General features: G+C 58.8%; 17 protein-coding genes. 7 read left to right on the forward strand and 10 right to left on the reverse strand.

The features are described from left to right. Positions 1-69: 69 nt before the first annotated feature. Together ACA072_RS04110 and ACA072_RS04115 are read left to right on the forward strand one after the other, a co-directional pair. Positions 70-1,305: an MFS transporter gene (locus ACA072_RS04110; protein ID WP_497623326.1), complete on the forward strand. Its 1,236-nt coding sequence runs from the start codon at positions 70-72 to the stop codon at positions 1,303-1,305. Between the two features lie 156 nt (positions 1,306-1,461). Beyond that, a complete protein-coding gene (locus ACA072_RS04115) occupies positions 1,462-1,713 on the forward strand; it encodes a hypothetical protein (protein ID WP_497450129.1) in 252 nt (83 codons plus the stop codon). 115 nt (positions 1,714-1,828) lie between these two features. Here the strand turns inward: ACA072_RS04115 and ACA072_RS04120 are convergent, their stop codons facing one another. The 8 genes from ACA072_RS04120 to ACA072_RS04155 form a co-directional block, all read right to left on the reverse strand. Next, positions 1,829-2,809 carry a peptide ABC transporter ATP-binding protein gene (locus tag ACA072_RS04120; RefSeq protein WP_219096535.1) on the reverse strand — a complete coding sequence of 327 codons (981 nt, stop codon included), beginning with the start codon at positions 2,807-2,809 and terminating at the stop codon, positions 1,829-1,831. After that, positions 2,809-3,777: an ABC transporter ATP-binding protein gene (locus tag ACA072_RS04125; RefSeq protein ID WP_497623327.1), complete on the reverse strand. Its 969-nt coding sequence runs from the start codon at positions 3,775-3,777 to the stop codon at positions 2,809-2,811. Before ACA072_RS04125 ends, ACA072_RS04120 begins: the two co-directional genes overlap by 1 nt. A gap of 10 nt (positions 3,778-3,787) precedes the next feature. Continuing rightward, on the reverse strand, positions 3,788-4,717 hold the full coding sequence (locus ACA072_RS04130) for an ABC transporter permease subunit (protein WP_371922044.1): 930 nt from the start codon (positions 4,715-4,717) through the stop codon (positions 3,788-3,790). Between the two features lie 7 nt (positions 4,718-4,724). Continuing rightward, positions 4,725-5,735, reverse strand: coding sequence for an ABC transporter permease subunit (locus tag ACA072_RS04135; protein WP_007900379.1), 1,011 nt, complete (start codon positions 5,733-5,735; stop codon positions 4,725-4,727). Between the two features lie 72 nt (positions 5,736-5,807). Continuing rightward, entirely contained in the window at positions 5,808-7,403 is a 1,596-nt protein-coding gene (locus ACA072_RS04140; RefSeq protein ID WP_497623328.1) for an ABC transporter substrate-binding protein, read from the reverse strand. A gap of 78 nt (positions 7,404-7,481) precedes the next feature. Next, positions 7,482-8,900: an OprD family porin gene (locus tag ACA072_RS04145; protein ID WP_497623329.1), complete on the reverse strand. Its 1,419-nt coding sequence runs from the start codon at positions 8,898-8,900 to the stop codon at positions 7,482-7,484. A 172-nt stretch (positions 8,901-9,072) separates the two neighbouring features. Beyond that, positions 9,073-10,674 carry an ABC transporter substrate-binding protein gene (locus tag ACA072_RS04150; protein ID WP_497333386.1) on the reverse strand — a complete coding sequence of 534 codons (1,602 nt, stop codon included), beginning with the start codon at positions 10,672-10,674 and terminating at the stop codon, positions 9,073-9,075. A gap of 307 nt (positions 10,675-10,981) precedes the next feature. Next, entirely contained in the window at positions 10,982-12,607 is a 1,626-nt protein-coding gene (locus tag ACA072_RS04155) for an ABC transporter substrate-binding protein (RefSeq protein WP_438658028.1), read from the reverse strand. Positions 12,608-14,101: 1,494 nt separating this feature from the next. Between ACA072_RS04155 and ACA072_RS04160 the strand changes: the two genes are divergently transcribed. Continuing rightward, positions 14,102-14,470 carry a DUF6124 family protein gene (locus ACA072_RS04160; RefSeq protein WP_497623330.1) on the forward strand — a complete coding sequence of 123 codons (369 nt, stop codon included), beginning with the start codon at positions 14,102-14,104 and terminating at the stop codon, positions 14,468-14,470. 216 nt (positions 14,471-14,686) lie between these two features. Here the strand turns inward: ACA072_RS04160 and ACA072_RS04165 are convergent, their stop codons facing one another. Continuing rightward, complete coding sequence (locus tag ACA072_RS04165; protein WP_497623331.1) at positions 14,687-15,403, reverse strand: SIMPL domain-containing protein; 717 nt, start codon at positions 15,401-15,403, stop codon at positions 14,687-14,689. 363 nt (positions 15,404-15,766) lie between these two features. Here ACA072_RS04165 and ACA072_RS04170 point away from each other — a divergent pair, with 363 nt between their 5' ends. The 4 genes from ACA072_RS04170 (at position 15,767) to ACA072_RS04185 (ending at position 20,252) form a co-directional block, all read left to right on the forward strand. Further along, positions 15,767-17,029 carry an ATP-binding protein gene (locus ACA072_RS04170; protein WP_403101124.1) on the forward strand — a complete coding sequence of 421 codons (1,263 nt, stop codon included), beginning with the start codon at positions 15,767-15,769 and terminating at the stop codon, positions 17,027-17,029. Next, entirely contained in the window at positions 17,022-17,582 is a 561-nt protein-coding gene (locus tag ACA072_RS04175; RefSeq protein ID WP_109627955.1) for a response regulator transcription factor, read from the forward strand. The genes ACA072_RS04170 and ACA072_RS04175 overlap by 8 nt, the downstream gene beginning before the upstream one ends. Before the next feature lie 96 nt (positions 17,583-17,678). Continuing rightward, entirely contained in the window at positions 17,679-19,406 is a 1,728-nt protein-coding gene (locus tag ACA072_RS04180; protein WP_497623332.1) for an ABC transporter ATP-binding protein/permease, read from the forward strand. A 96-nt stretch (positions 19,407-19,502) separates the two neighbouring features. Then, the gene (locus ACA072_RS04185; protein WP_497623333.1) at positions 19,503-20,252 is read left to right on the forward strand and encodes a FadR/GntR family transcriptional regulator; all 750 of its coding nucleotides are present in this window, start codon (positions 19,503-19,505) and stop codon (positions 20,250-20,252) included. 156 nt (positions 20,253-20,408) lie between these two features. Here the strand turns inward: ACA072_RS04185 and ACA072_RS04190 are convergent, their stop codons facing one another. Then, a complete protein-coding gene (locus ACA072_RS04190) occupies positions 20,409-20,600 on the reverse strand; it encodes a hypothetical protein (protein ID WP_497624943.1) in 192 nt (63 codons plus the stop codon). Positions 20,601-20,611: the final 11 nt, after the last annotated feature.

The following is a 20,611-nucleotide window of genomic DNA, read 5'->3' on the forward strand; positions in this document are numbered from 1 at the left end:
CAACTCAGTCGTAGCCATCTACTGTTCGAAAGGCAATTCCCAAATAGCTGCCTTTTAAGGATCAATGGAATGACGAGTCGGCTGACTCACCTGCTGCGGCTGGACGGCTATTTCTGCACCATGGCCTGGGTGCTGGCGGCGCTGCTTTTCATCAATCGCTTGAGCAGCATGGTCAAGCTGTTCATGGCGCTCTACCTGCGTCAGGAACTGGGGCTGGCCATTGAAACCGTCGGCTGGCTGTTGTCCGCTTATGGCGCCGGGCTGCTGATCGGCTCGATGCTGGGCGGATGGCTGAGCGATCGTGTGCCCACGGCGCGGCTGACCGCTGCATTGTTTTTTGCCTCGGTGTGGACGCTGGTCTTGCTCGGGCTGACCACGCAGGTGCCGCTGCTGGCAGGTTTGCTTTTGCTCAGCGGGACACTCGACGGGGCGATTCGTACGCTGCATCAGCGGCTGATCATGGAGTACTGCGAGGTGGCGCAGCGCCCTCGCGCGCAGGCCTTGAGCCGTGTCGCCAGAAATCTTGGGATGGCTGCCGCCGGCTTGGCGGGCGGGGTGCTGGCGCAGACCGATTTTCGCTGGGTGTTTTTTGTCAGTGCGGCCATGACGCTGCTGGCATTGCTCTGGTTTGTCCGCACGACATGGCACCGACCGGTGCTGATGCCTGACGAAACGCGCGATGCCGGCGCAGGCACAGGCGTCCCTTATCGAGATCGACCATTCCTCTGGTTGCTGGCAGCGGTGATCCTGCTCGGCATGGCGTTCGACTCGATCTACAGCATGCTCGGCAATTACCTGCGCGATTACTACCGGTTGAGCACTGAAGCCATCGGCTGGCAGTTCGGGCTCAATGCGATGCTGATCGTGGTATTGCAAATACCGCTGTCGCACTGGGGCGAACGCTGGGGCGCGCGCCGGCAACTGATGGCGGGATGTGTATTGCTGGCAGTCGGACTTGGCATGTTACCGCTCGGTTCCGGGGTGTTTTACGCCTGCCTGTCGACGGTGGTCTGGACGCTGGGGGAAGCCCTGTTCATGCCGCCGCTCAATGTACTCGTCATGCAGCACGCGCAAGCCGGAAAAAGCGGCCAGTATTTTGGCCTGTTCTTCATGTGCTGGAGTGCGAGCGCCCTGCTTTCACCGGTACTTGGCGGTCAGCTCTATGGCCATTTCGGCGGGCACATTGTCTGGTGGGCCAGCGCCGCGCTGGCCTTGTTGTCCACCCCACTGGTTTATCAGGCTACACGTTTGGGCGCCTCAAAAGAGCTTGATCCGCAAGCGCGGAGCGCCACTTCGCTTAGCTGATTCGATTATGGGGGTTATTCGAAACCAATCTGGAAATCGACGGCATTTCTGCCCATTCGATAGCGTCCTATCTGGAGAACCCGGCTGAGCGCTACTAGATTTCATACAGCGCCAGTCAGGCACTTGTGTTTCACCTGTAAAAGGATGGAATCGGCTATGAACAGATTTCTACGGGTTTTATTGCTGTTGAAGGTGGTGGTGATGTTGTCCCTCGGCAGTTCGGCGGTGTGGGCCGAATGTGAGGATCACGATACTCAGGCGTCGAGCGCAACGGTGGTGCAGGGTGATTTGATGCTTGCCAAGTCCGAATCAGAGCCGGGTGATCAGGGGCAGGGTGGCAGCGCGGACGATGACGACTCGACTACTGACGATCCCGATGCCGATACCGATGAAAATGAAGGGGCTTAGGTAGCAGGCAAAAGAAAACCCCTTATCCCCCGACTGATACGCAGCTGGGGCAGAAGGGGTTATTGAACAGATCGCAAATCCCTGTGGGAGCGAGCCGGCTCGCTCCCACAGTTTGTTACGCCGCGCCGTCGAGGAATTGCTCGGCGTAGTGGCAAGCCACCTGGCGGCTGTCGAGCAGGCGCAGGGCCGGCTCTTCGGTGCTGCAGCGCTCGGTCGCGTACGGGCAGCGCTTGTGGAAAGCGCAGCCGGACGGCGGGTTCAGCGGGTTAGGCAACTCGCCGACGATCTTGATTTTCGGCTTGTTCGGGTCCGGGTGAATGGTCGGGGTGGCCGACAGCAGCGCCTGGGTGTACGGGTGCAGAGGGCGCTCGTAGATGTCGTTCTTCGGGCCCATTTCCACTGGACGGCCGAGGTACATCACCATCACGTCATCGGCAACGTGTTGCACTACCGCCAGGTTGTGGGAAATGAACACGTAGGCGGTGTTGAACTCTTGCTGCAGATCCATGAACAGGTTCAATACCTGCGCCTGAATCGATACGTCCAGCGCCGAGGTCGGTTCGTCCGCCACCAGTACTTTCGGTTGCAGCATCATTGCGCGAGCGAGGGCGATCCGCTGGCGCTGACCGCCGGAGAACATGTGCGGATAACGCTGGTAGTGCTCAGGACGCAAGCCCACCTGCTTCATCATCGCCTGGACTTTCTCACGACGTTCGGCCGCGCTCAGGCTGGTGTTGATCAGCAATGGCTCGGCCAGTTGATCACCGACTTTCTGCCGAGGGTTCAACGACGCGTACGGGCTCTGGAACACCATCTGCACGTCTTTGCGCAACTGCTTGCGCTGAGCCTTGTCGGCACCGGCGACTTCTTGCCCGGCGATTTTCAAGGAACCTGAGGACGGCTCTTCGATCAGCGTCAGGGCACGGGCCAGGGTGGATTTGCCGCAGCCCGATTCGCCTACGACGGCGAGGGTCTTGCCGGCTTCCAGTTCGAACGACACACCGTTCAGGGCGCGCACGGTCGCATGGCCCTTGAACAGGCCACGGGACACTTCGTAGTGGCGGGTCAGGTCGCGGGCGGTAAGTACGACGGCCATTACGCCACCTCCTGATTCAGCGGGTAGAAGCAGCGGGCGAGGCTGTTGCTTTTCGGGTCGAGGGCCGGACGCTGCGCGCGGCAGCTGTCTTGCACATACGGGCAGCGTGGCGACAGCAGGCAACCCTGCGGACGGTCATAACGACCGGGAACGATGCCCGGCAGCGTGGCCAGGCGTGTGGCACCGAGGCTGTGTTCCGGAATCGCCTTGAGCAGCGCTTCGCTGTACGGATGCGCCGGGATGTCGAACAACTGAGGCACCTGACCCACTTCGACCGCCTGGCCGGCGTACATCACGCACACACGCTGAGCGGTTTCGGCCACGACCGCGAGGTCGTGAGTGATCAGCACCAGGCCCATGTTCTGCTCTTTCTGCAACGCCAGCAGCAGGTCCATGATCTGCGCCTGAATCGTTACGTCCAGTGCGGTGGTGGGTTCGTCGGCGATCAGCAGTTTCGGCTCGCCGGCAATCGCCATGGCGATCGCAACACGCTGGCTCATACCGCCGGAGAGTTGATGCGGGTAGGCGTCCATGCGGCTGGCAGCGCCCGGGATTTCAACTTTTTCCAGCAGTTCGATGGCGCGCTTGCGGGCTTGCTTGCTGGACATTTTCAGGTGCAGGCGCAGCACTTCTTCGATCTGGAAACCGACGGTGTAGCTCGGGTTCAGCGCGGTCATCGGGTCCTGGAAGACCATGGCCAAATCTTTGCCGACGATTTGCCGACGCTGACGGTTGCTGAGCTTGAGCATGTTCTTGCCGTCGAAATTCAGCGCGTCGGCGGTGACGATCCCCGGGTGTTCGATCAGGCCCATCAGCGCCATCATGGTCACGGATTTACCGGAACCCGACTCGCCAACGATGGCCAGGACTTCGCCTTTGTCCACGGTAATGTCGAGGCCATCGACCACCGGAACGGCGTTTTTGTCGCCGAAGCGGACGTTGAGATTCTTGATTTCTAACAGTGACATTTGAATCTCCTCAGGCGGCGTTCTTGAGTTTCGGGTCCAGCGCATCGCGCAGACCGTCGCCCATCAAGTTGATTGCCAGCACGCTGAGCAAAATGGTCAAACCAGGCAGACTGACGACCCACCAGGCGCGTTCGATGTAGTCGCGTGCCGAAGCCAGCATGGTGCCCCACTCAGGGGTTGGCGGTTGTACGCCAAGGCCGAGGAAGCCCAGTGCCGCGGCATCGAGGATCGCCGAGGAGAAGCTCAAGGTCGCTTGAACGATCAGCGGCGCCATGCAGTTGGGCAGCACGGTGACGAACATCAGGCGTGGCAGACCGGCACCGGCCAGACGCGCGGCGGTCACATAGTCGCGGTTCAATTCGCCCATCACCGCGGCGCGGGTCAGACGAACATAGGACGGCAACGAAACCACGGCGATGGCAATGATGGTGTTGATCAGGCCAGGGCCGAGGATGGCGACAATCGCCACGGCCAGCAGCAGCGACGGCAGGGCCAGCATGATGTCCATCAGACGCATGATGGTCGGGCCGAGCAGTTTCGGGAAGAAGCCGGCGAACAGACCCAAAAGGATGCCCGGAATCAGCGACATCACCACCGACGACAAGCCGATCAGCAGGGATAGGCGCGAACCGTTGATCAAGCGCGACAGCAGGTCGCGACCCAGCTCATCGGTGCCGAGCAGGAACTGGATCTGCCCGCCTTCCAGCCAGGACGGCGGGGTCAGCAGGAAGTCACGGTATTGCTCGCTCGGGTTATGCGGAGCAACCCACGGCGCGAAGATTGCGCAGAAAATAACCAGCAGCATGAACATCAGGCCGGCAACGGCACCTTTGTTCTTGGAAAACGCTTGCCAGAATTCTTTGTACGGAGACGGATACAGCAGGCTTTGATCGACTGTTACCGCTTGATTTGTAGTTGAAGCTGGAGTGGTCATGGTCATGATGATCTCAGCGCTGGTGACGAATGCGTGGGTTGGCAAAGCCGTAGAGGATGTCCACCACGAAGTTGACCAGAATCACCAGGCAGGCGATTAACAGGATGCCGTTCTGCACCACGGGATAGTCCCGTGCGCCAATGGCTTCGATCAGCCATTTGCCGATGCCGGGCCAGGAGAAGATGGTTTCGGTCAGGACCGCACCGGCCAGCAATGTGCCGACTTGCAGGCCGACCACGGTCAGTACCGGGATCAGTGCGTTGCGCAGGCCGTGAACAAAGACCACGCGCGACGGCGACAGGCCTTTGGCGCGAGCGGTACGGATGTAGTCTTCACGCAGCACTTCGAGCATCGAGGAGCGGGTCATCCGCGCGATCACCGCCAGCGGAATGGTGCCAAGCACGATGGCCGGCAGGATCAGGTGATGCAGGGCATCGAAGAACGCACCGACGTCATCGGCCAGCAGCGTGTCAATCAGCATGAAGCCGGTCCGCGGCTCGATGTCGTAGAGCAAATCGATCCGCCCGGACACCGGGGTCCAGCCCAGGGACACCGAGAAGAACATGATCAGGATCAGGCCCCACCAGAAGATCGGCATCGAATATCCCGCCAGGGAGATGCCCATCACCCCGTGGTCGAACAGGGATCCTCGCTTGAGTGCCGCGATCACCCCGGCCAACAGGCCCAGGATGCCGGCGAACAACAGTGCGGCCATGGACAGTTCCAGGGTCGCGGGGAATAGAGAGCTGAACTCGGTCCAGACACTTTCACGGGTACGCAGGGATTCGCCAAGGTCGCCGTGGGCCAACTTGCCGATGTAGTCCAGGTACTGGGCATACAGCGGTTTGTTCAGGCCAAGGCGTTCCATTGCCTGAGCGTGCATTTCGGGGTCGACCCGACGTTCGCCCATCATCACTTCCACGGGGTCGCCAGGAATCATGCGAATCAACGCGAAAGTCAGCAAGGTGATGCCGAAGAATGTGGGGATCAATAACCCCAATCGGCGGGCAATAAAACTAAACATCTTGTGGTGTACCTCATCAGCCGGTTAGGCGTGCCCGGCATTCCTGGGTCAGGAATGCCGGTAGTTTCTTATCTACTTCACCTGGGTGGTGGCGAAGTTATTAGTGGTGAGGGGGCTAATGTGGTAGCCCTCTACGTTGTTGCGCATTGCGGTGAACATTCTAGTGTGAGCGATGCTGATCCATGGCTGGTCCTGGTTAAAAATAACCTGAGCCTGTTCGTACAGCGCTGCTCGCTCGGCCGGGTCGGTTTTTTCGCGGGCCTGATCGATCAGGGTCTGGAACTTTTCATTGCACCAGCGCGCGTAGTTTTCGCCGTTCTTCGCGGCTTCGCAACTGAGCATAGGCGTCAGGAAGTTATCCGGGTCGCCGTTATCGCCCGCCCATCCGGCGGATACCATATCGTGCTCGCCGTTTTTCGCGCGTTTGAGCATTTCGCCCCATTCCATCACGCGGATATCGATCTTGATGCCCACTTTGGCGAGGTCGGCCTGCATCATCTGCGCGCCGAGCATCGGGTTCGGGTTGGTCGCACCCCCACCATTGCGGGTGAACAGGGTGAATACCGTGCCTTCCGGTACGCCGGCTTCCTTGAGCAGGGCGCGGGCCTTGTCGAGGTCGCGGGCCGGATTCTTCAGGGTGTGGTTGTAACCCAGCAGCGTGTCCGGGAACGGGTTGACCGCAGCGGTCGCATTGCCTTTGCCAAACAGCGCGTTGACGGCCGCTTCCTTGTCGAAGGCGATGTCGATGGCTTTACGCACGCGCACATCACTCAGGTATTTGTGCGTGGTGTTGATGGCGATATACGCGACAGTCATCGCGTTCAGCTCATCGACCTTCAGCTTGGTGTCGCTCTTGATGCTCGGGATGTCATCCGGTTTCGGGTACAGCGCGATCTGGCATTCGTTGGCTTTCAGCTTCTGCAGGCGCACGTTGTTGTCGGTGGCGATGGCCAGGATCAACGCATCAGCCGGCGCCTTGCCACGGAAGTAGTCCGGGTTGGCCTTGAAGCGAACCTGGGCGTCCTTGGCGTAGCGCTGGAAAATGAACGGGCCGGTGCCGACTGGCTTGTTGTTCAGGTCGCCGGTCTTGTTGGCCTTGAGCAGCTGGTCGGCATACTCGGCGGAGTAGATCGAGGAGAAGGCCATGGCGATGTCGGCCAGGAACGGTGCTTCGCGGCGGGTCAGGGTGAATTTGACGGTGTTGTCGTCAACTTTCTCGACGCTTTTCAGCAGTTCCTTGAAGCCCATGCTTTCAAAGTACGGGAAGCCCACGCTCGACAGTTTGTGCCATGGGTGGTTCGGGTCCAGCTGACGCTGGAAGCTCCAGACCACGTCGTCGGCGTTCATGTCGCGAGTCGGCTTGAAATATTCGGTGGTGTGAAACTTGACGCCTTTGCGCAGGTGGAACGTGTAGGTCAGACCGTCCTCGCTGATGTCCCAGGAGTCGGCCAGTGCCGGAATCACTTCAGTGGTGCCGGGCTTGAAGTCCGCCAGGCGATTGAAGATGGTTTCGGCCACCGCATCGGCTGTGACTGCAGTCGTGTACTGGACCATATCGAAGCCTTCCGGGCTGGCTTCGGTGCAGACCACCAGGGGTTTGGCCGAGACGCCAACAGCGACACTCAGCAACGCGGCTGCGATGGCCGCACGTAGGGGAAGCATTTTCATCAAGAACCCTCTGCAATCGGTTAAAGGACAAAAGCCGAACGGCCGATTCGTCACTGAATCAGCCGTTCGGCAGGTGTATTACAGAATGTTGAACGGGATGGTGGTCACGAGACGGAACTCGTTGAGGCTGCCATCCGCCTGGTTATCGCTGGCGCGGTGAGCGGTGTAGGTCGCGCGAACAGTGGTGGCCTTGAGCGGCCCGCTCTGCACGGCGTACGACGTACCGATACCGTATTCATAGTGGTTTTCGCCGTCCATCGACTGCACGCCGTCGTAACCGCCGCCGGCATAGTGGGTACCGTCGATGCCCCAGCCGCGAGCCTGGTAGATGTTGAACTTCAGGCCTGGAACGCCGTATTCAGCCATGTTCAGACCATAAGCAATCTGGAACGATTTCTCGTTCGGGCCGTTGAAGTCCGACAGCAGGGAGTTGGCCAGGTAGATGCCGTTGGTTTCGTGCAGGTAGTCGAAGTACTCGTTACCGTTCACTTCCTGGTACGAGAAGGTCAGGCTGTGTGCCTGGTGAGTCAAACCGAGCGACAGGGAGTAGGTGTCGTTGTCGATTTCGCCCAGCAGCTTTTTGCCTTCATCAACGGTCTTGTAGTAGTTCAGGCCGGTGGTCAGGCTCAGTACCGAGCTGTCACCCAGAACGTGGGTGGCGCCGAAGTAGTACTGGTTCCACAGGTCTTCTGCCTGGGTGCCCCACAGGCTGGTGGTCAGGCTGGCGAAAGGTGTGTAGGTGATACCGGCGGTGTTGACGTGATCGGCTTCAGCGGTACCGTCACCGTATTCGGAACGGAACTTGCGCTGGCTCTGTTCGGTACGCGGGGAGTTACGGTCGAAGGTGGCGATGTCAAAAGACAGGTTTTCCAGCTCTTCGCTGTGCAGGCTGACACCTTCAAAGCTCGAAGGCAGTGGACGGTTACCGATGACATCCACTTGCGGGCTGCTGAAGTTCTGGCGACCGGCCGTCAGCGTGGTGTTGGAGAAACGTGCCTTGACGTTGGCCAGGCCCAGTTTGCTCCACTGATCAACAGCGTCACCGCCATTTTCAGTCAAAGTACGGTTGTTGCCACGGCCGCCACGACCTGGCTCGGGAGCACCACCGTTACCGGATGCGAGGTCTTTGCGATCGCGGTCCAGAGCAATGGCGTTGTACGCCGCCACTTCGGTGCTGAAACCGACAGTACCCTCGGTGAAGCCCGAGTTGTACTTGATGATCGTGCCTTGAACCCAGTTGATGCGACGGTCAGTCGTACGAGTCTCACCATTTTTACGATAGTTGAGCGTCGCGCCCCGCTTGAACGACTCATTCGCATACCAGTTACGCGTGGAACCGGTGATCGATTGGCCTTCAACAAAGCCAGTGGCTTCGCTTTGGGCACTTTTCTCTTTCACGGTAACCGGGGTGAACGCCTGGCTTTGGGTTTCTGCGTAAGCCGTGGCGGTTACGCTGCTGATGGCCAGGGCCAATAACGCGGTGCTGCTCAGTTTCATGGGTGAAGCTCCTTACTTTCTTTTTTTTAATGCCGGTCTTTTTTGGTGATCCGGCTATTTGGTTTAGGACTCATACAAGGCTTCGCAAACGTTTGCTGTAGGCCGAATTGGCGAATTAAGGCAATACGCTTGCGTGAGGGCGCAATGCGCCCCCAGCGTTCTGGCTAATCGGTTATTGGTCGATACTGACGCCCGAGAACACGTTACGACCGAATGGACTCACCTTGAATCCTTCGATTTTGGCGCTCAACGGCTGGTTGACCGTCGAATGGGCGATAGGCGTGATCGGCACTTGTTGCTTGAGATAGTGCTGCGCCTGTTTGTAGAGCACGGTGCGCTGGTCGCGGTCGGTGACGACCTTGGCCTGCTTGATGAACTTGTCATAAGCCGGATCGCACCACATGGAGTAGTTGTTGCCACCAATGGCGTCGCAGCTGTAAAGCGTGCCGAGCCAGTTGTCCGGGTCCCCGTTGTCGCCGGTCCAGCCAATCAGGCTGACGTCGTGTTCGCCATTCTTGGTGCGCTTGATGTACTCGCCCCATTCGTAGCTGACGATCTTCACTTTAAGACCGATTTTTGCCCAGTCAGCCTGGAGCATCTCGGCCATCAACTTGGCGTTCGGGTTGTAAGGGCGCTGCACGGGCATCGCCCACAAGGTGATCTCGGTGCCTTCCTTCACGCCGGCCGCCTTGAGCAATTCCTTGGCTTTTTCCGGGTTGTAGGCGACGTCTTTGATGGTGTCGTCGTAAGACCATTGGGTCGGCGGCATGGCGTTTTGCGCGAGTTGCCCGGCGCCTTGGTACACCGCGTTGAGAATGCCTTGCTTGTTCACCGCCATGTCCAGCGCCTGACGCACTTCGAGCTGGTCGAACGGTTTGTGCCGGACGTTGTAGGCGATGTAGCCAAGGTTGAAACCAGGCTTCTCGATGAGCTTGAGTGCCGGGTCGTTCTTCAGCGCTGGTACGTCGGCGGGGCGCGGGCTCAGGGTGATCTGGCACTCATTGGCCTTGAGCTTCTGTACACGTACCGAAGCGTCGGTGTTGATCGAGAAGATCAGGTTGTCGAGCTTGACCCGGCTCGGGTCCCAGTACTGCTTGTTGCCCGTGTAGCGGATGTTGGAATCTTTCTGGTAGCTCTTGAACGCGAACGGGCCAGTGCCGATCGGCTTCTGGTTGATGTCGCTCGGCTTGCCTTCTGCCAGCAGTTTGTCGGCGTATTCGGCGGACAGAATGGCGGCGAAGCTCATGGCGATGTTCTGGATGAACGCGGCATCGACGCTGTTGAGCGTCATGACCACCGTCAGCGGCCCGGTCTTCTCGACCTTGGCGATGTTCTTGTTCAGGCTCATCCCGTTGAAATACGGGAACTCGGTCGGATAAGCCTTACGGAAAGGTTGCTGCGGATCGAGCATGCGATTGAACGTGAACAGCACGTCGTCGGCGTTGAAATCGCGGGTCGGCGTGAAGTACTTGGTCGTATGAAATTTCACCCCTTCGCGCAGGTGAAAAGTGTACTTGAGGCCGTCCTCGGAAATATCCCAGCTCGTCGCCAGGCCTGGTACGACGTTGGTGGCGCCTTTTTCAAACTCTGCCAATCGGTTGTACAGCGGCTCGGCGGCATCGTTGTCGGTCGATGTCGTGTACTGCGCCGTGTCGAAGCCAGCGGGGCTGCCTTCGGAACAGAACACCAGGCTGTTATTGGCGGCCTGGCTGATGGAAGTGGCGGCCAACAGGCCGGTGCCCAGCAATGCGGATAAAACCAAGGTATGGCGCATGACGCTCCCTTTTCTCGTTCGCTAAGTGTTTTCAATGAGCCGCCGTCCCGTCCGCGGACGTGGAGGCACCACTGAGTTCAAACCATGGCATGCAGCAAAACCGAGAACCCACGCATGCACTGGTCAGATCCCGACGGTAGGAGCCGTAGGTCTGGCAGTAAATGCGTAGAGTCCGAAAGACTTGTGGGAAAAGGCAACGCATCCGACGCCACGGCGGTCTTCCGCGACGGAATTGGATGTAGGCGGTTTCCTACTTTCTCGGCAGATAAAGCAACGGCGACGTTAAAGACGTCGCCGTTGCAAAACCTTATTTGCTGACGCTGACGCCGTAGAAGGAGTTCAAGCCAAACGGGCTGATCTTGAAGTCCTGCACGTTGTCGCGCATGGGTTGGAACACCGTCGAGTGAGCGATAGGTGTCATCGGAACAGCGTCTTTGAGGACGTGTTGCGCCTGTTGGTACAGTTCGGTGCGCTTGCCCTGGTCGGTTGTGCGCTTGGCTTCTTTGACGAGACCGTCGAACTTCTTGTCGCACCATTTGGAGAAGTTGTTGCCGCTCAGCGAGTCGCAGCCGAACAGAACGTTGAGCCAGTTGTCCGGATCACCATTGTCACCGCTCCAGCCAATGATCATCGCCTGGTTTTCACCGCCCTTGGAACGCTTGATGTACTCGCCCCATTCGTAGCTGGTGATCTTGACGTTCAGGCCGATCTTCTTCCAGTCGGACTGCAGCATCTCGGCCATCAGTTTGGCGTTCGGGTTGTACGGACGCTGTACCGGCATTGCCCACAGGACGATCTCGGTACCTTCCTTGACGCCAGCTTCCTTGAGCAGCTCTTTGGCTTTCTCAGGGTTGTACGGCGCGTCCTTGATGGTGGTGTCGTAAGACCACTGGGTTGGCGGCATGGCGTTAACGGCCAGTTGGCCAGCGCCCTGATACACCGATTTAATGATTTCTGGCTTGTTGACGGCCATGTCCAGTGCTTGACGGACTTTAAGGTTGGCCAGCGGGTTCGGCTCGTTGCTGCCCTTGACCTTGTCCATCACGTTGTAGGCGATGTAGCCCAGGTTGAAACCAGCCTGATCAGGCATCTTCAGGGTTTTGTCGGCCTTGAGCGCTGCCAGGTCGGCCGGGCGCGGGAACAGAGTGATCTGGCACTCGTTCTTTTTCAGCTTCTGAATGCGCACTGACGGATCGGTGGTGATCGCGAAGATCAGGTTGTCGATCTTGACGTCTTCAGGCTTCCAGTAGTCTTTGTTCCCGGTGTAGCGGATGTTGGAGTCTTTCTGGTAGCTCTTGAACACGAACGGGCCAGTGCCGACCGGCTTCTGGTTGATGTCGGCGGCTTTGCCTTCTTTCAGCAGCTGGGCGGCGTACTCGGCGGACTGGACCGACGCGAAGCTCATGGCCATGTTCTGGATGAACGCGGCATCAACTTCTTTCAAGGTGAACTTGACGGTGTGATCGTCGACTTTATCGATCTTGGTGATGTTGGTATCCATCGCCATGTCGGTGAAGTACGGGAATTCGGTTGGGTACGCCTTACGGAACGGATCATCCTTGTTAATCATGCGATTGAAGGTGAACAGTACGTCGTCGGCGTTGAACTCACGAGTCGGCTTGAAGTACGGAGTGGTGTGGAACTTGACGCCTTCACGCAGGTGAAAGGTGTAAGTCAGGCCATCATCGGAGATGTCCCACTTGGTCGCCAGACCAGGAATCACAGCGGTGCCGCCGCGCTCGAACTGGGTCAGGCGGTTGAACATGGTTTCTGCAGAGGCGTCGAAGTCGGTTCCGGTGGTGTACTGACCAGGATCAAAACCGGCCGGGCTCCCTTCGGAGCAAAACACCAGGTTAGTCGCCGCTTGGGCGAAAGGTGCGGAGGCTAACAAGCCTGCGCCGACTAAAAACGGAATGACCGCGTGTTTAAGCATGTTGGCCTCATGATTTGTTGTCATTTTTGGAATTAGAGGACGACCTCGTGAGTCGTGCCTGCGGATACTTATGCAGGGGCCATACCCATTGCAAGATCCTGAGCGACCACAAGCGTTAAACGGTGGCACGAACGTACCTTAATGTCGCATATGTATAAATTCATGCGCATTTGACCGTTTGCGCAGGGTTTTTTCGGTGCAATCGGCGCACCTGCGAGGGGCGTTCTGAACCTCTTGCGCACTCGATTGGAGCGCGGTGTTACTTATTTATACCCATCATCGAGGGGTGTGAATGGGCAGTGCGGGCGTGAATGAGATTGAGTTCCAGTTTGGTGGGTAGGTGGTTGTTGTTTAAAGGGATGTTGTGTCTGTGGGGGCAGATTGTTTCGTTACTGTTTGTCGGTGGACATCTGTGGGTGGGTTTTGGATTTGGGATTTGGTGGGGGGCTGCGTTGGCGTGTTGGTAGTACCTGGGGTGCAACCCTTTGTTGCTTGCGGTGGCGCTTTTGGTTTTTTCACAATTTTGAATGTCTGATAAATGAGCAATTTCTGGAGAGTGTCAGATGTTGGGAGTGAGCCTGCTCGCGATGGCGGCCTGATAGCCGACCAGTCTCTTTCAGGTGTACATATCCAATCCTGCGGTAACGGCTGCTGGCGGTTTCGCCCTTACGGCGACTCCCTTTGGCAAACGCCCCAAAGGAAGCAAAGGTCTTCGCCCCAACGTCCGGCCCCTCGCCTAGGCTCGGCGTTCCTTCGCTCCGGTATCCATCCGGGGACACTGCCCTCCGGTTGGCTTCGCTGCACCTACATGCAGCGTGTTCGACTGCGTCGAACGGCGCTGCGCGCCACTCCCCGGATGAACACCTCCACTCAGCCTCCCGACGGGGCGGGTGGATCAAGATCAACAGCTGCAGGCGAGCTAACGCTCGGCCTGTTGAGTGGTGAGAAGCGAGTGCACGCCCAATCCTTGTGGGAGCTGGCTCGCCTGCGATGGCGGCCTGACAGCCGACCTGTATTTTGCGGATGTACCCCGTTCCCTGTGGGAGCTGGCTTGCCTGCGATGGCGTCCCGACAGCCAACCAATCTCTTTCTCCTTCCCCCGATTGATCGTTCCCTACGCTCTGCGTGGGAATGCAGCCCGGGACGCTTCGCGTTCCATTTTTGTGTTGAACGATGTGTAAAAAAACGCAGCGCTTTCCCACGCATTTTTCAGGTTGCCGGGTAGGAAGCAGTGTCTCTAACCTCTGGCTGTCGCTGAAAAACTCAGCGATCGGGTGTGAGAACCCGGTAACAGATATGTATGAATCTAGCGCCAGCATCACCATAATTGCCGCCAGCTATTCGCTGCCTGCAATGCTCTATGGCAGCTGTGTGCGGGCGGACTTCGGTCCGGCCGGTTCTCTGTTCCCGGTTTTCTCACCCTGCACATAGCTGCCACCACTTTTCGTGTGAGAAACGAAAAGTGATGGCTCCCAAAATGAACAGGGAAATCAAATGAACAAAATTGTCCCCGATCCACCCGTCAACACCACCACTCCTAATCCCGAATCCACCGAAGCCGAAGCGCTCCTCAGGGACCGCGAAGCCATAAAACGCGCCCTCGATTACTACCTCGATCCCCCCGACCAATACGCCCTCAAACCCCGCCGTCCCAGCACCATGTTCATGATCGCCCCGGACATGGATAGCGAAAGTCTCCTGGCACAAGCTTGCGAGTCATTGGCTTCCGAGAGTGTCATGGCCAGTGATTTCGCCGCGAACCTGATCGGCCCGCAGCGCAATACGGTGTTGGCTATTCAGCAGATCATCATGCTGGCGGAGTTGGCGGTGAACCGGGCATTGGATAACGTCGATCCGGCGTAGACCGCGTAATCGTTCATCGCGAGCAGGCTCGCTCCCACATTTGATCTTTGCCGTACACAAAATCCGTCTACACACTCGACCCCTGTGGGAGCCAGCCTGCTGGCGATGGCGGTAGATCATTCACCACAAAAACTGACGGGTTCACCTGACTTTTGGCGGGCAATAAAAAACGGCGACCATTTCGATGATCGCCGTTTTTTTGTACGAGTTATCGAATCAAGGCATCAACACTTCAATCGCCCCATCCGCTGTCATGCCGACCTGGCTCGTGCCGGCCTCAACTTCAGGCGTCACCGGTGCGCCGTCCATGCCGGCCGCTTTCATCATCATTGGCCCGCGCAGGTACGGTTGTGGATAACCGCTGCTATTCAGGTTCAGGCTGACGATTTTGTAACCCTTGCCGCCCAAGGCGTCGGTCGCCAGCTGCGCGCGGGCCTTGAAGGCGGTGACGGCTTCTTTAAGTAGCGCGTCCTCGCTGGCCTTGCGGGTTGGCGTGGCGATGGCGAAATCCATGCCGCCCATTTTCAGGTCGGTCAGCAGTTCGCCGGTCAGTTTCGACAGCGCGGCAAAGTCGGAGCTTTCCAGGCGCAGTTCGGCGCGTTCACGCCAGCCGGTGATTTTCTGGCCCTTGGTGTCGTAGATCGGGTAGCTGTTGCGGCTACCCTGGCGCAGGGTGACTTCCTTGACCTGTTTGGCCTGGGCCAGCGCTTTGTTCATGGTGGTGCTGACGTCGGCCGCGAGTTTGGCCGGGTCGGTGTTTTGTTCTTCGGTGTAGAGCGTCACGATCATCAGGTCGCGAGCGACTTCCTGGCTGACTTCGGCACGCAGGGCGATCTGATTGTAATGAAGCTCGTCGGCGGCCAGGGCCGGGAGGCTGGCGACGGTGCCAACGCTAAGGGCAAGAAGGGCGGCGCTGCGGCGGAAACTGTGCATGAAAACTCCTTGGGCGGTGCGCAGGGGTTAAGGTCCGAGCCTGCGTGAAACCATCAGACTCTAGCTTTAATGATCCGGTTCGCACAGTTACAACTTCTATACAGATCGACGCGTTCCTGTGTAGCAGCTGCCGAAGGCTGCGTTCGAGCGCGCAGCGGTCGTAAAACCTGAGACCTCAGTTCTGCAGGAAAAACGCGTCAGACCGATTGCGACCGCTGCGCGCTCGAACGCAGCCTTCGGCAGCTGCTACAAGGGCGGAGGGGAGGCTGGGGGCATGTGGCTGTTTGCCGCACTTTTGCCTGCCAGCCCCCGTGCTTGGTTATACTCCGTGCGATCCGCCTGGAGCGCTCATCAGGAGAGCTCATGCTCGCCCCCGTTCAAATCACTTCCGCCACTCGCCAGAACCTCTGGCGGCTCACGTTCATCCGCACTTTAGTACTCGCCGCCCAGGCCGGTTCCGTGGGCTTGGCCTACTGGTTCGATCTGCTGCCGTTGCCGTGGGTGCAACTGGCAATGACCCTGGGTTGTTCAACGCTGCTGTGCGCGTTCACCGCGGTTCGTCTGCGTACCTCGTGGCCGGTGACGGAGCTGGAATATGCTCTGCAACTGGCCTGCGACCTGTTTATCCACAGTGCCTTGCTGTATTTCTCCGGTGGCTCGACCAACCCGTTCGTCTCCTATTACCTGGTGCCGCTGACCATCGCCGCCGTGACGTTGCCATGGCGCTATTCGGTGATTCTGTCCGGGATCGCGCTGGCGCTTTATACGTTGTTGCTGGCGCGGTTCTATCCGCTGGAAACCTTCCCCATCGCCCGGGAAAATCTGCAGGTCTACGGCATGTGGCTGAGTTTCGCCCTCGCCGCAGCGGTCATCACGTTCTTCGCCGCGCGCATGGCCGAAGAGTTGCGCCGTCAGGAGGAATTGCGCGCCATCCGCCGTGAAGAAGGCCTGCGCGACCAGCAATTGCTGGCCGTTGCGACTCAGGCGGCGGGGGCGGCCCATGAGTTGGGCACGCCGTTGGCGACCATGAGCGTGCTGCTCAAGGAAATGCGCCAGGACCATCCCGACCCGTTGTTGCAGGACGATTTGAGCGTGTTGCAGGATCAGGTCAAACTCTGCAAAGAGACCTTGCAGCAACTGGTGCGCGCCGCCGAGGCCAATCGCCGCTTGGCGGTGGAGATGCAGGACGTCACCGACTGGCTCGACGAAGCATTGAACCGCTGGCACCTGATGCGCCCGGAAGCCAGTTACCGCTTCCAGCGCTTGGGCCAAGGCACCGTGCCGCGCATGGCGCCGCCGCCAGACCTGACGCAAGCCCTGCTGAATTTGCTGAACAATGCCGCCGATGCCTGTCCAGAAGGGTTGCAGGTGACGCTGGACTGGAATGCCGAGGACCTGACGATCAGCATTCGCGACCACGGCGCCGGTGTGCCACTGGCCATTGCCGAACAGATCGGCAAACCTTTTTTTACCACCAAGGGCAAAGGTTTCGGCCTGGGCCTGTTTTTGAGCAAGGCCAGCGTGACACGCGCCGGCGGCTCAGTGAAACTCTACAGTCATGAGGAAGGCGGCACGCTCACCGAGCTGCGCCTGCCCCGTGTCGCCCGAGGAGACGAACATGAGTGACGAGATCCAAGTTGAAGGCGAAGAACTGCCGCATTTGCTGCTGGTAGACGACGATGCAACCTTTACCCGCGTGATGGCCCGCGCCATGGCCCGCCGTGGTTTTCGGGTAAGCACCGCCGGTTCCGCCGAAGAAGGGCTGGTCATCGCCCAGGCTGATATCCCGGACTACGCCGCACTGGACCTGAAAATGGACGGCGACTCAGGCCTGGTGTTGCTGCCTAAACTGCTCGAACTCGACCCGGAAATGCGCGTGGTAATCCTCACCGGTTATTCGAGCATCGCTACCGCCGTCGAGGCGATCAAGCGCGGCGCCTGCAACTACCTGTGCAAACCGGCGGACGCCGATGACGTGCTGGCCGCGCTGCTCTCCGAACACGCCGACCTCGATACCCTGGTGCCGGAAAACCCGATGTCGGTGGACCGCCTGCAGTGGGAACACATCCAGCGCGTGCTCACCGAACACGAAGGTAACATCTCCGCCACCGCCCGCGCCCTGGGCATGCACCGTCGCACCCTGCAGCGCAAACTGCAGAAGCGCCCGGTCCGCCGCTGAACGGACGCTGAACGATTATCGCCAGCCCTCGCGATAACCCGAACCGATCATCTATGATCGGTTCGTGTGTGTTCTTTTCTTTATCGAGCCTTTTCCATGAATCAGAACGCTGAGTATTCCGCGGTCAACGATGCTGTGCGCGGGCAGTTTTTTCGAAAAGTCTGGGCGATGATCACGCCTTACTGGCGCAGCGAGGAGAAGGTCAAGGCCTGGACGCTGCTGATTGCGGTGATTGTGTTGTCCCTGGTCAGCGTGGGGATCTCGGTGTGGTTCAACACCTGGTACAAGGATTTTTACAACGCGCTGCAGCAAAAAGACGAAGCGGCGTTCTGGCGGCTGATTCTGTATTTCTGCGGGATTGCAGCGGTGGCGATTGTCGGTGCCGTTTACCGGCTCTACCTGACCCAGATGCTGACCATTCGCTGGCGTGCCTGGCTCACGGAAAAGCATTTCGCCCGCTGGCTCGGCAACAAGAATTACTACCAGCTGGAGCAGGGCGGTTACACCGATAACCCGGACCAGCGGATTTCCGAAGACCTCAACAACTTCACCTCTAATACTCTGGAACTGGGCATCGGATTGCTGCGCAATATTGTCAGCCTGGTGTCGTTCTCGATCATTCTGTGGGGCGTGTCGGGCAGTATCGAAGTGTTTGGTTTTACCATTCCCGGCTATATGTTCTGGTGTGTGCTGGTGTATGCCGTGATCGGCAGCTGGCTGACACATTTGATCGGTCGTCGCTTGATCGGCCTGAATAACCAGCAACAACGTTTCGAAGCCGATCTGCGTTTCTCCATGGTGCGGATTCGCGAGAATGCCGAGAGCATTGCGCTGTACAACGGCGAGCCCAATGAAAACCGTCGCTTGAGCAACCGCTTCGGGATGGTCTGGCACAACTTCTGGGACATCATGAAGGTGTCCAAGCGTCTGACGTTCTTTACCGCAGGTTACCAACAGGCCGCCATCATCTTTCCGTTCATCGTCGCTTCGCCGCGTTACTTGTCCGGCAAGATCGAACTCGGCGAGCTGATGCAGATCAGTTCGGCGTTCGGCAATGTGCAGGAGAGTTTCAGCTGGTTTATCAGTGCCTACCAGAACCTCGCGTCGTGGCGGGCCACCTGTGATCGTCTGCTGAGTTTCCGTCAGGCCATGACCGACAACGAAGAGCGCGAACCCGCGATCGACGTGCAGAATTCAGGCTCGGCGTTGAAAGTGCATAACCTGGGCCTCGACCTCGCAGATGACCGTCACCTGCTGACCAACGCCGATATGACCGTGGAGGAGGGCGAGCGCGTGATGATCAGTGGCCGTTCCGGCAGTGGCAAGTCCACGTTGTTTCGGGCGATGGGGCATCTGTGGCCGGCGGGCCACGGCAGCATTCGTCTGCCGACGGCGCGTTATCTGTTCCTGCCACAAAAACCGTATCTGCCGATCGGTACGTTGCGCGAGGCCTTGAGTTATCCACAGGCCGGCGAGACCTATCCGAACGAGCGTTATGTTCACGTGCTGGAAACTTGTCGCTTGCCGCACCTCGTTGCACGTCTGGACGAAGCCAATCACTGGCAGCGCATGCTGTCGCCGGGTGAACAGCAACGCCTGGCCTTCGCCCGTGCGCTGCTTTATGCACCGCAGTGGCTGTACATGGATGAAGCGACGTCGGCGATGGACGAAGAGGATGAAGCGTCGCTGTATCAGGCGTTGATCGATGAGATTCCGGGGCTGAGCATTGTCAGCGTCGGGCATCGCAGCAGTCTGAAGCGTTTCCACCCAAGGCATGTGCGCATTGAAAATGGGCATTTGGTGGACCAAACCGTGACCGCATGAACACAGCTCGCTCCTACAAAAGGGGTGATGGTGATCGTACAACCGCGTTGAGCTATGATGCGGTTTCAGCCGCAATTTTCGAGACAGACGTTCACCATGGAAAACCCGATCGACGCACCACGCCTCCCTCGCAAGCGCCGCAGCCTCGCACAGGAATTGGTGACGGTGCTGTCCGAGCAGATCCGCGACGGCCACCTCAAGCGCGGCGACAAATTGCCCACCGAGTCGGCAATCATGGATGCCCATGGCGTCAGCCGCACCGTGGTGCGCGAAGCGATTTCCCGTTTGCAGGCCGCTGGCCAAGTGGAAACCCGCCACGGCATCGGCACCTTCGTGCTCGACACCCCGAGCCCGAGCGGTTTCCGTATCGACCCGGCCACTGTGGTTACCCTGCGGGATGTACTGGCGATCCTGGAACTGCGCATCAGCCTCGAAGTGGAATCCGCCGGCCTCGCGGCTCAACGTCGCAGCCCCGAGCAGCTTGGTCTGATGAGGGCCGCGCTGGACGCGCTGAATGAAAGCGTCTCCCACGCCAGCGATGCCGTGGCGTCGGACTTCCAGTTCCACCTGCAAATCGCCCTGTCGACCGGCAACCGCTACTTCACCGACATCATGACCCACCTGGGCACCAGCATCATTCCGCGCACCCGCCTCAACTCCGCACGCCTGGCCCATGATGATCAGCAGCACTACATGAATCGTCTGAGCCGTGAGCACGAAGAGATCTACGACGCGATTGCACGCCAGGATTCGGATGCGGCGCGGGCTGCGATGCGTTTGCATTTGACCAATAGCCGCGAGCGGCTGCGCCATGCGCATGAAGAGGCTGAGGCGCAGCGGGGTTAGGTTTCCAGGCTGGAGGATGGTTGCCTGACAGATAGCCATCGCTAGCAGGCTAGCTCCCACAGTGGATCTCAAGTGAACCCACTATGGGTGTTCACCCTCGATAAATGTGGGAGCTAGCCTGCTAGCGATTGGGCCGGCAGCTTTAATACTTAATTGTCAGCCTGAGCGCAGAATCGAACGATCCACCCGCACAGCCAATTCAGCCACCCCGGGCTTGGCATCAAACGTCACATCCCCACGCTCATCCACCATCGCCCGCCCAATCACCACACCCTTGGACAACAACTCCAACGGCGCACCCTTCAGCGATTGCCCCGACGCCAGTTCCAGTTTCAATTTGACAGTCATCATCGATCTCC

Source organism: Pseudomonas sp. LBUM1656 (genome assembly GCF_059716065.1).

Coding starts and splice junctions, on each gene's coding strand:
- ACA072_RS04110 (WP_497623326.1), top strand. CDS start 70: ATGACGAGTCGGCTGACTCACCTGCTGCGGCTGGACGGCTATTTCTGC.
- ACA072_RS04115 (WP_497450129.1), top strand. CDS start 1,462: ATGAACAGATTTCTACGGGTTTTATTGCTGTTGAAGGTGGTGGTGATG.
- ACA072_RS04120 (WP_219096535.1), bottom strand. CDS start 2,809: ATGGCCGTCGTACTTACCGCCCGCGACCTGACCCGCCACTACGAAGTG.
- ACA072_RS04125 (WP_497623327.1), bottom strand. CDS start 3,777: ATGTCACTGTTAGAAATCAAGAATCTCAACGTCCGCTTCGGCGACAAA.
- ACA072_RS04130 (WP_371922044.1), bottom strand. CDS start 4,717: ATGACCATGACCACTCCAGCTTCAACTACAAATCAAGCGGTAACAGTC.
- ACA072_RS04135 (WP_007900379.1), bottom strand. CDS start 5,735: ATGTTTAGTTTTATTGCCCGCCGATTGGGGTTATTGATCCCCACATTC.
- ACA072_RS04140 (WP_497623328.1), bottom strand. CDS start 7,403: ATGAAAATGCTTCCCCTACGTGCGGCCATCGCAGCCGCGTTGCTGAGT.
- ACA072_RS04145 (WP_497623329.1), bottom strand. CDS start 8,900: ATGAAACTGAGCAGCACCGCGTTATTGGCCCTGGCCATCAGCAGCGTA.
- ACA072_RS04150 (WP_497333386.1), bottom strand. CDS start 10,674: ATGCGCCATACCTTGGTTTTATCCGCATTGCTGGGCACCGGCCTGTTG.
- ACA072_RS04155 (WP_438658028.1), bottom strand. CDS start 12,607: ATGCTTAAACACGCGGTCATTCCGTTTTTAGTCGGCGCAGGCTTGTTA.
- ACA072_RS04160 (WP_497623330.1), top strand. CDS start 14,102: ATGAACAAAATTGTCCCCGATCCACCCGTCAACACCACCACTCCTAAT.
- ACA072_RS04165 (WP_497623331.1), bottom strand. CDS start 15,403: ATGCACAGTTTCCGCCGCAGCGCCGCCCTTCTTGCCCTTAGCGTTGGC.
- ACA072_RS04170 (WP_403101124.1), top strand. CDS start 15,767: ATGCTCGCCCCCGTTCAAATCACTTCCGCCACTCGCCAGAACCTCTGG.
- ACA072_RS04175 (WP_109627955.1), top strand. CDS start 17,022: ATGAGTGACGAGATCCAAGTTGAAGGCGAAGAACTGCCGCATTTGCTG.
- ACA072_RS04180 (WP_497623332.1), top strand. CDS start 17,679: ATGAATCAGAACGCTGAGTATTCCGCGGTCAACGATGCTGTGCGCGGG.
- ACA072_RS04185 (WP_497623333.1), top strand. CDS start 19,503: ATGGAAAACCCGATCGACGCACCACGCCTCCCTCGCAAGCGCCGCAGC.
- ACA072_RS04190 (WP_497624943.1), bottom strand. CDS start 20,600: ATGACTGTCAAATTGAAACTGGAACTGGCGTCGGGGCAATCGCTGAAG.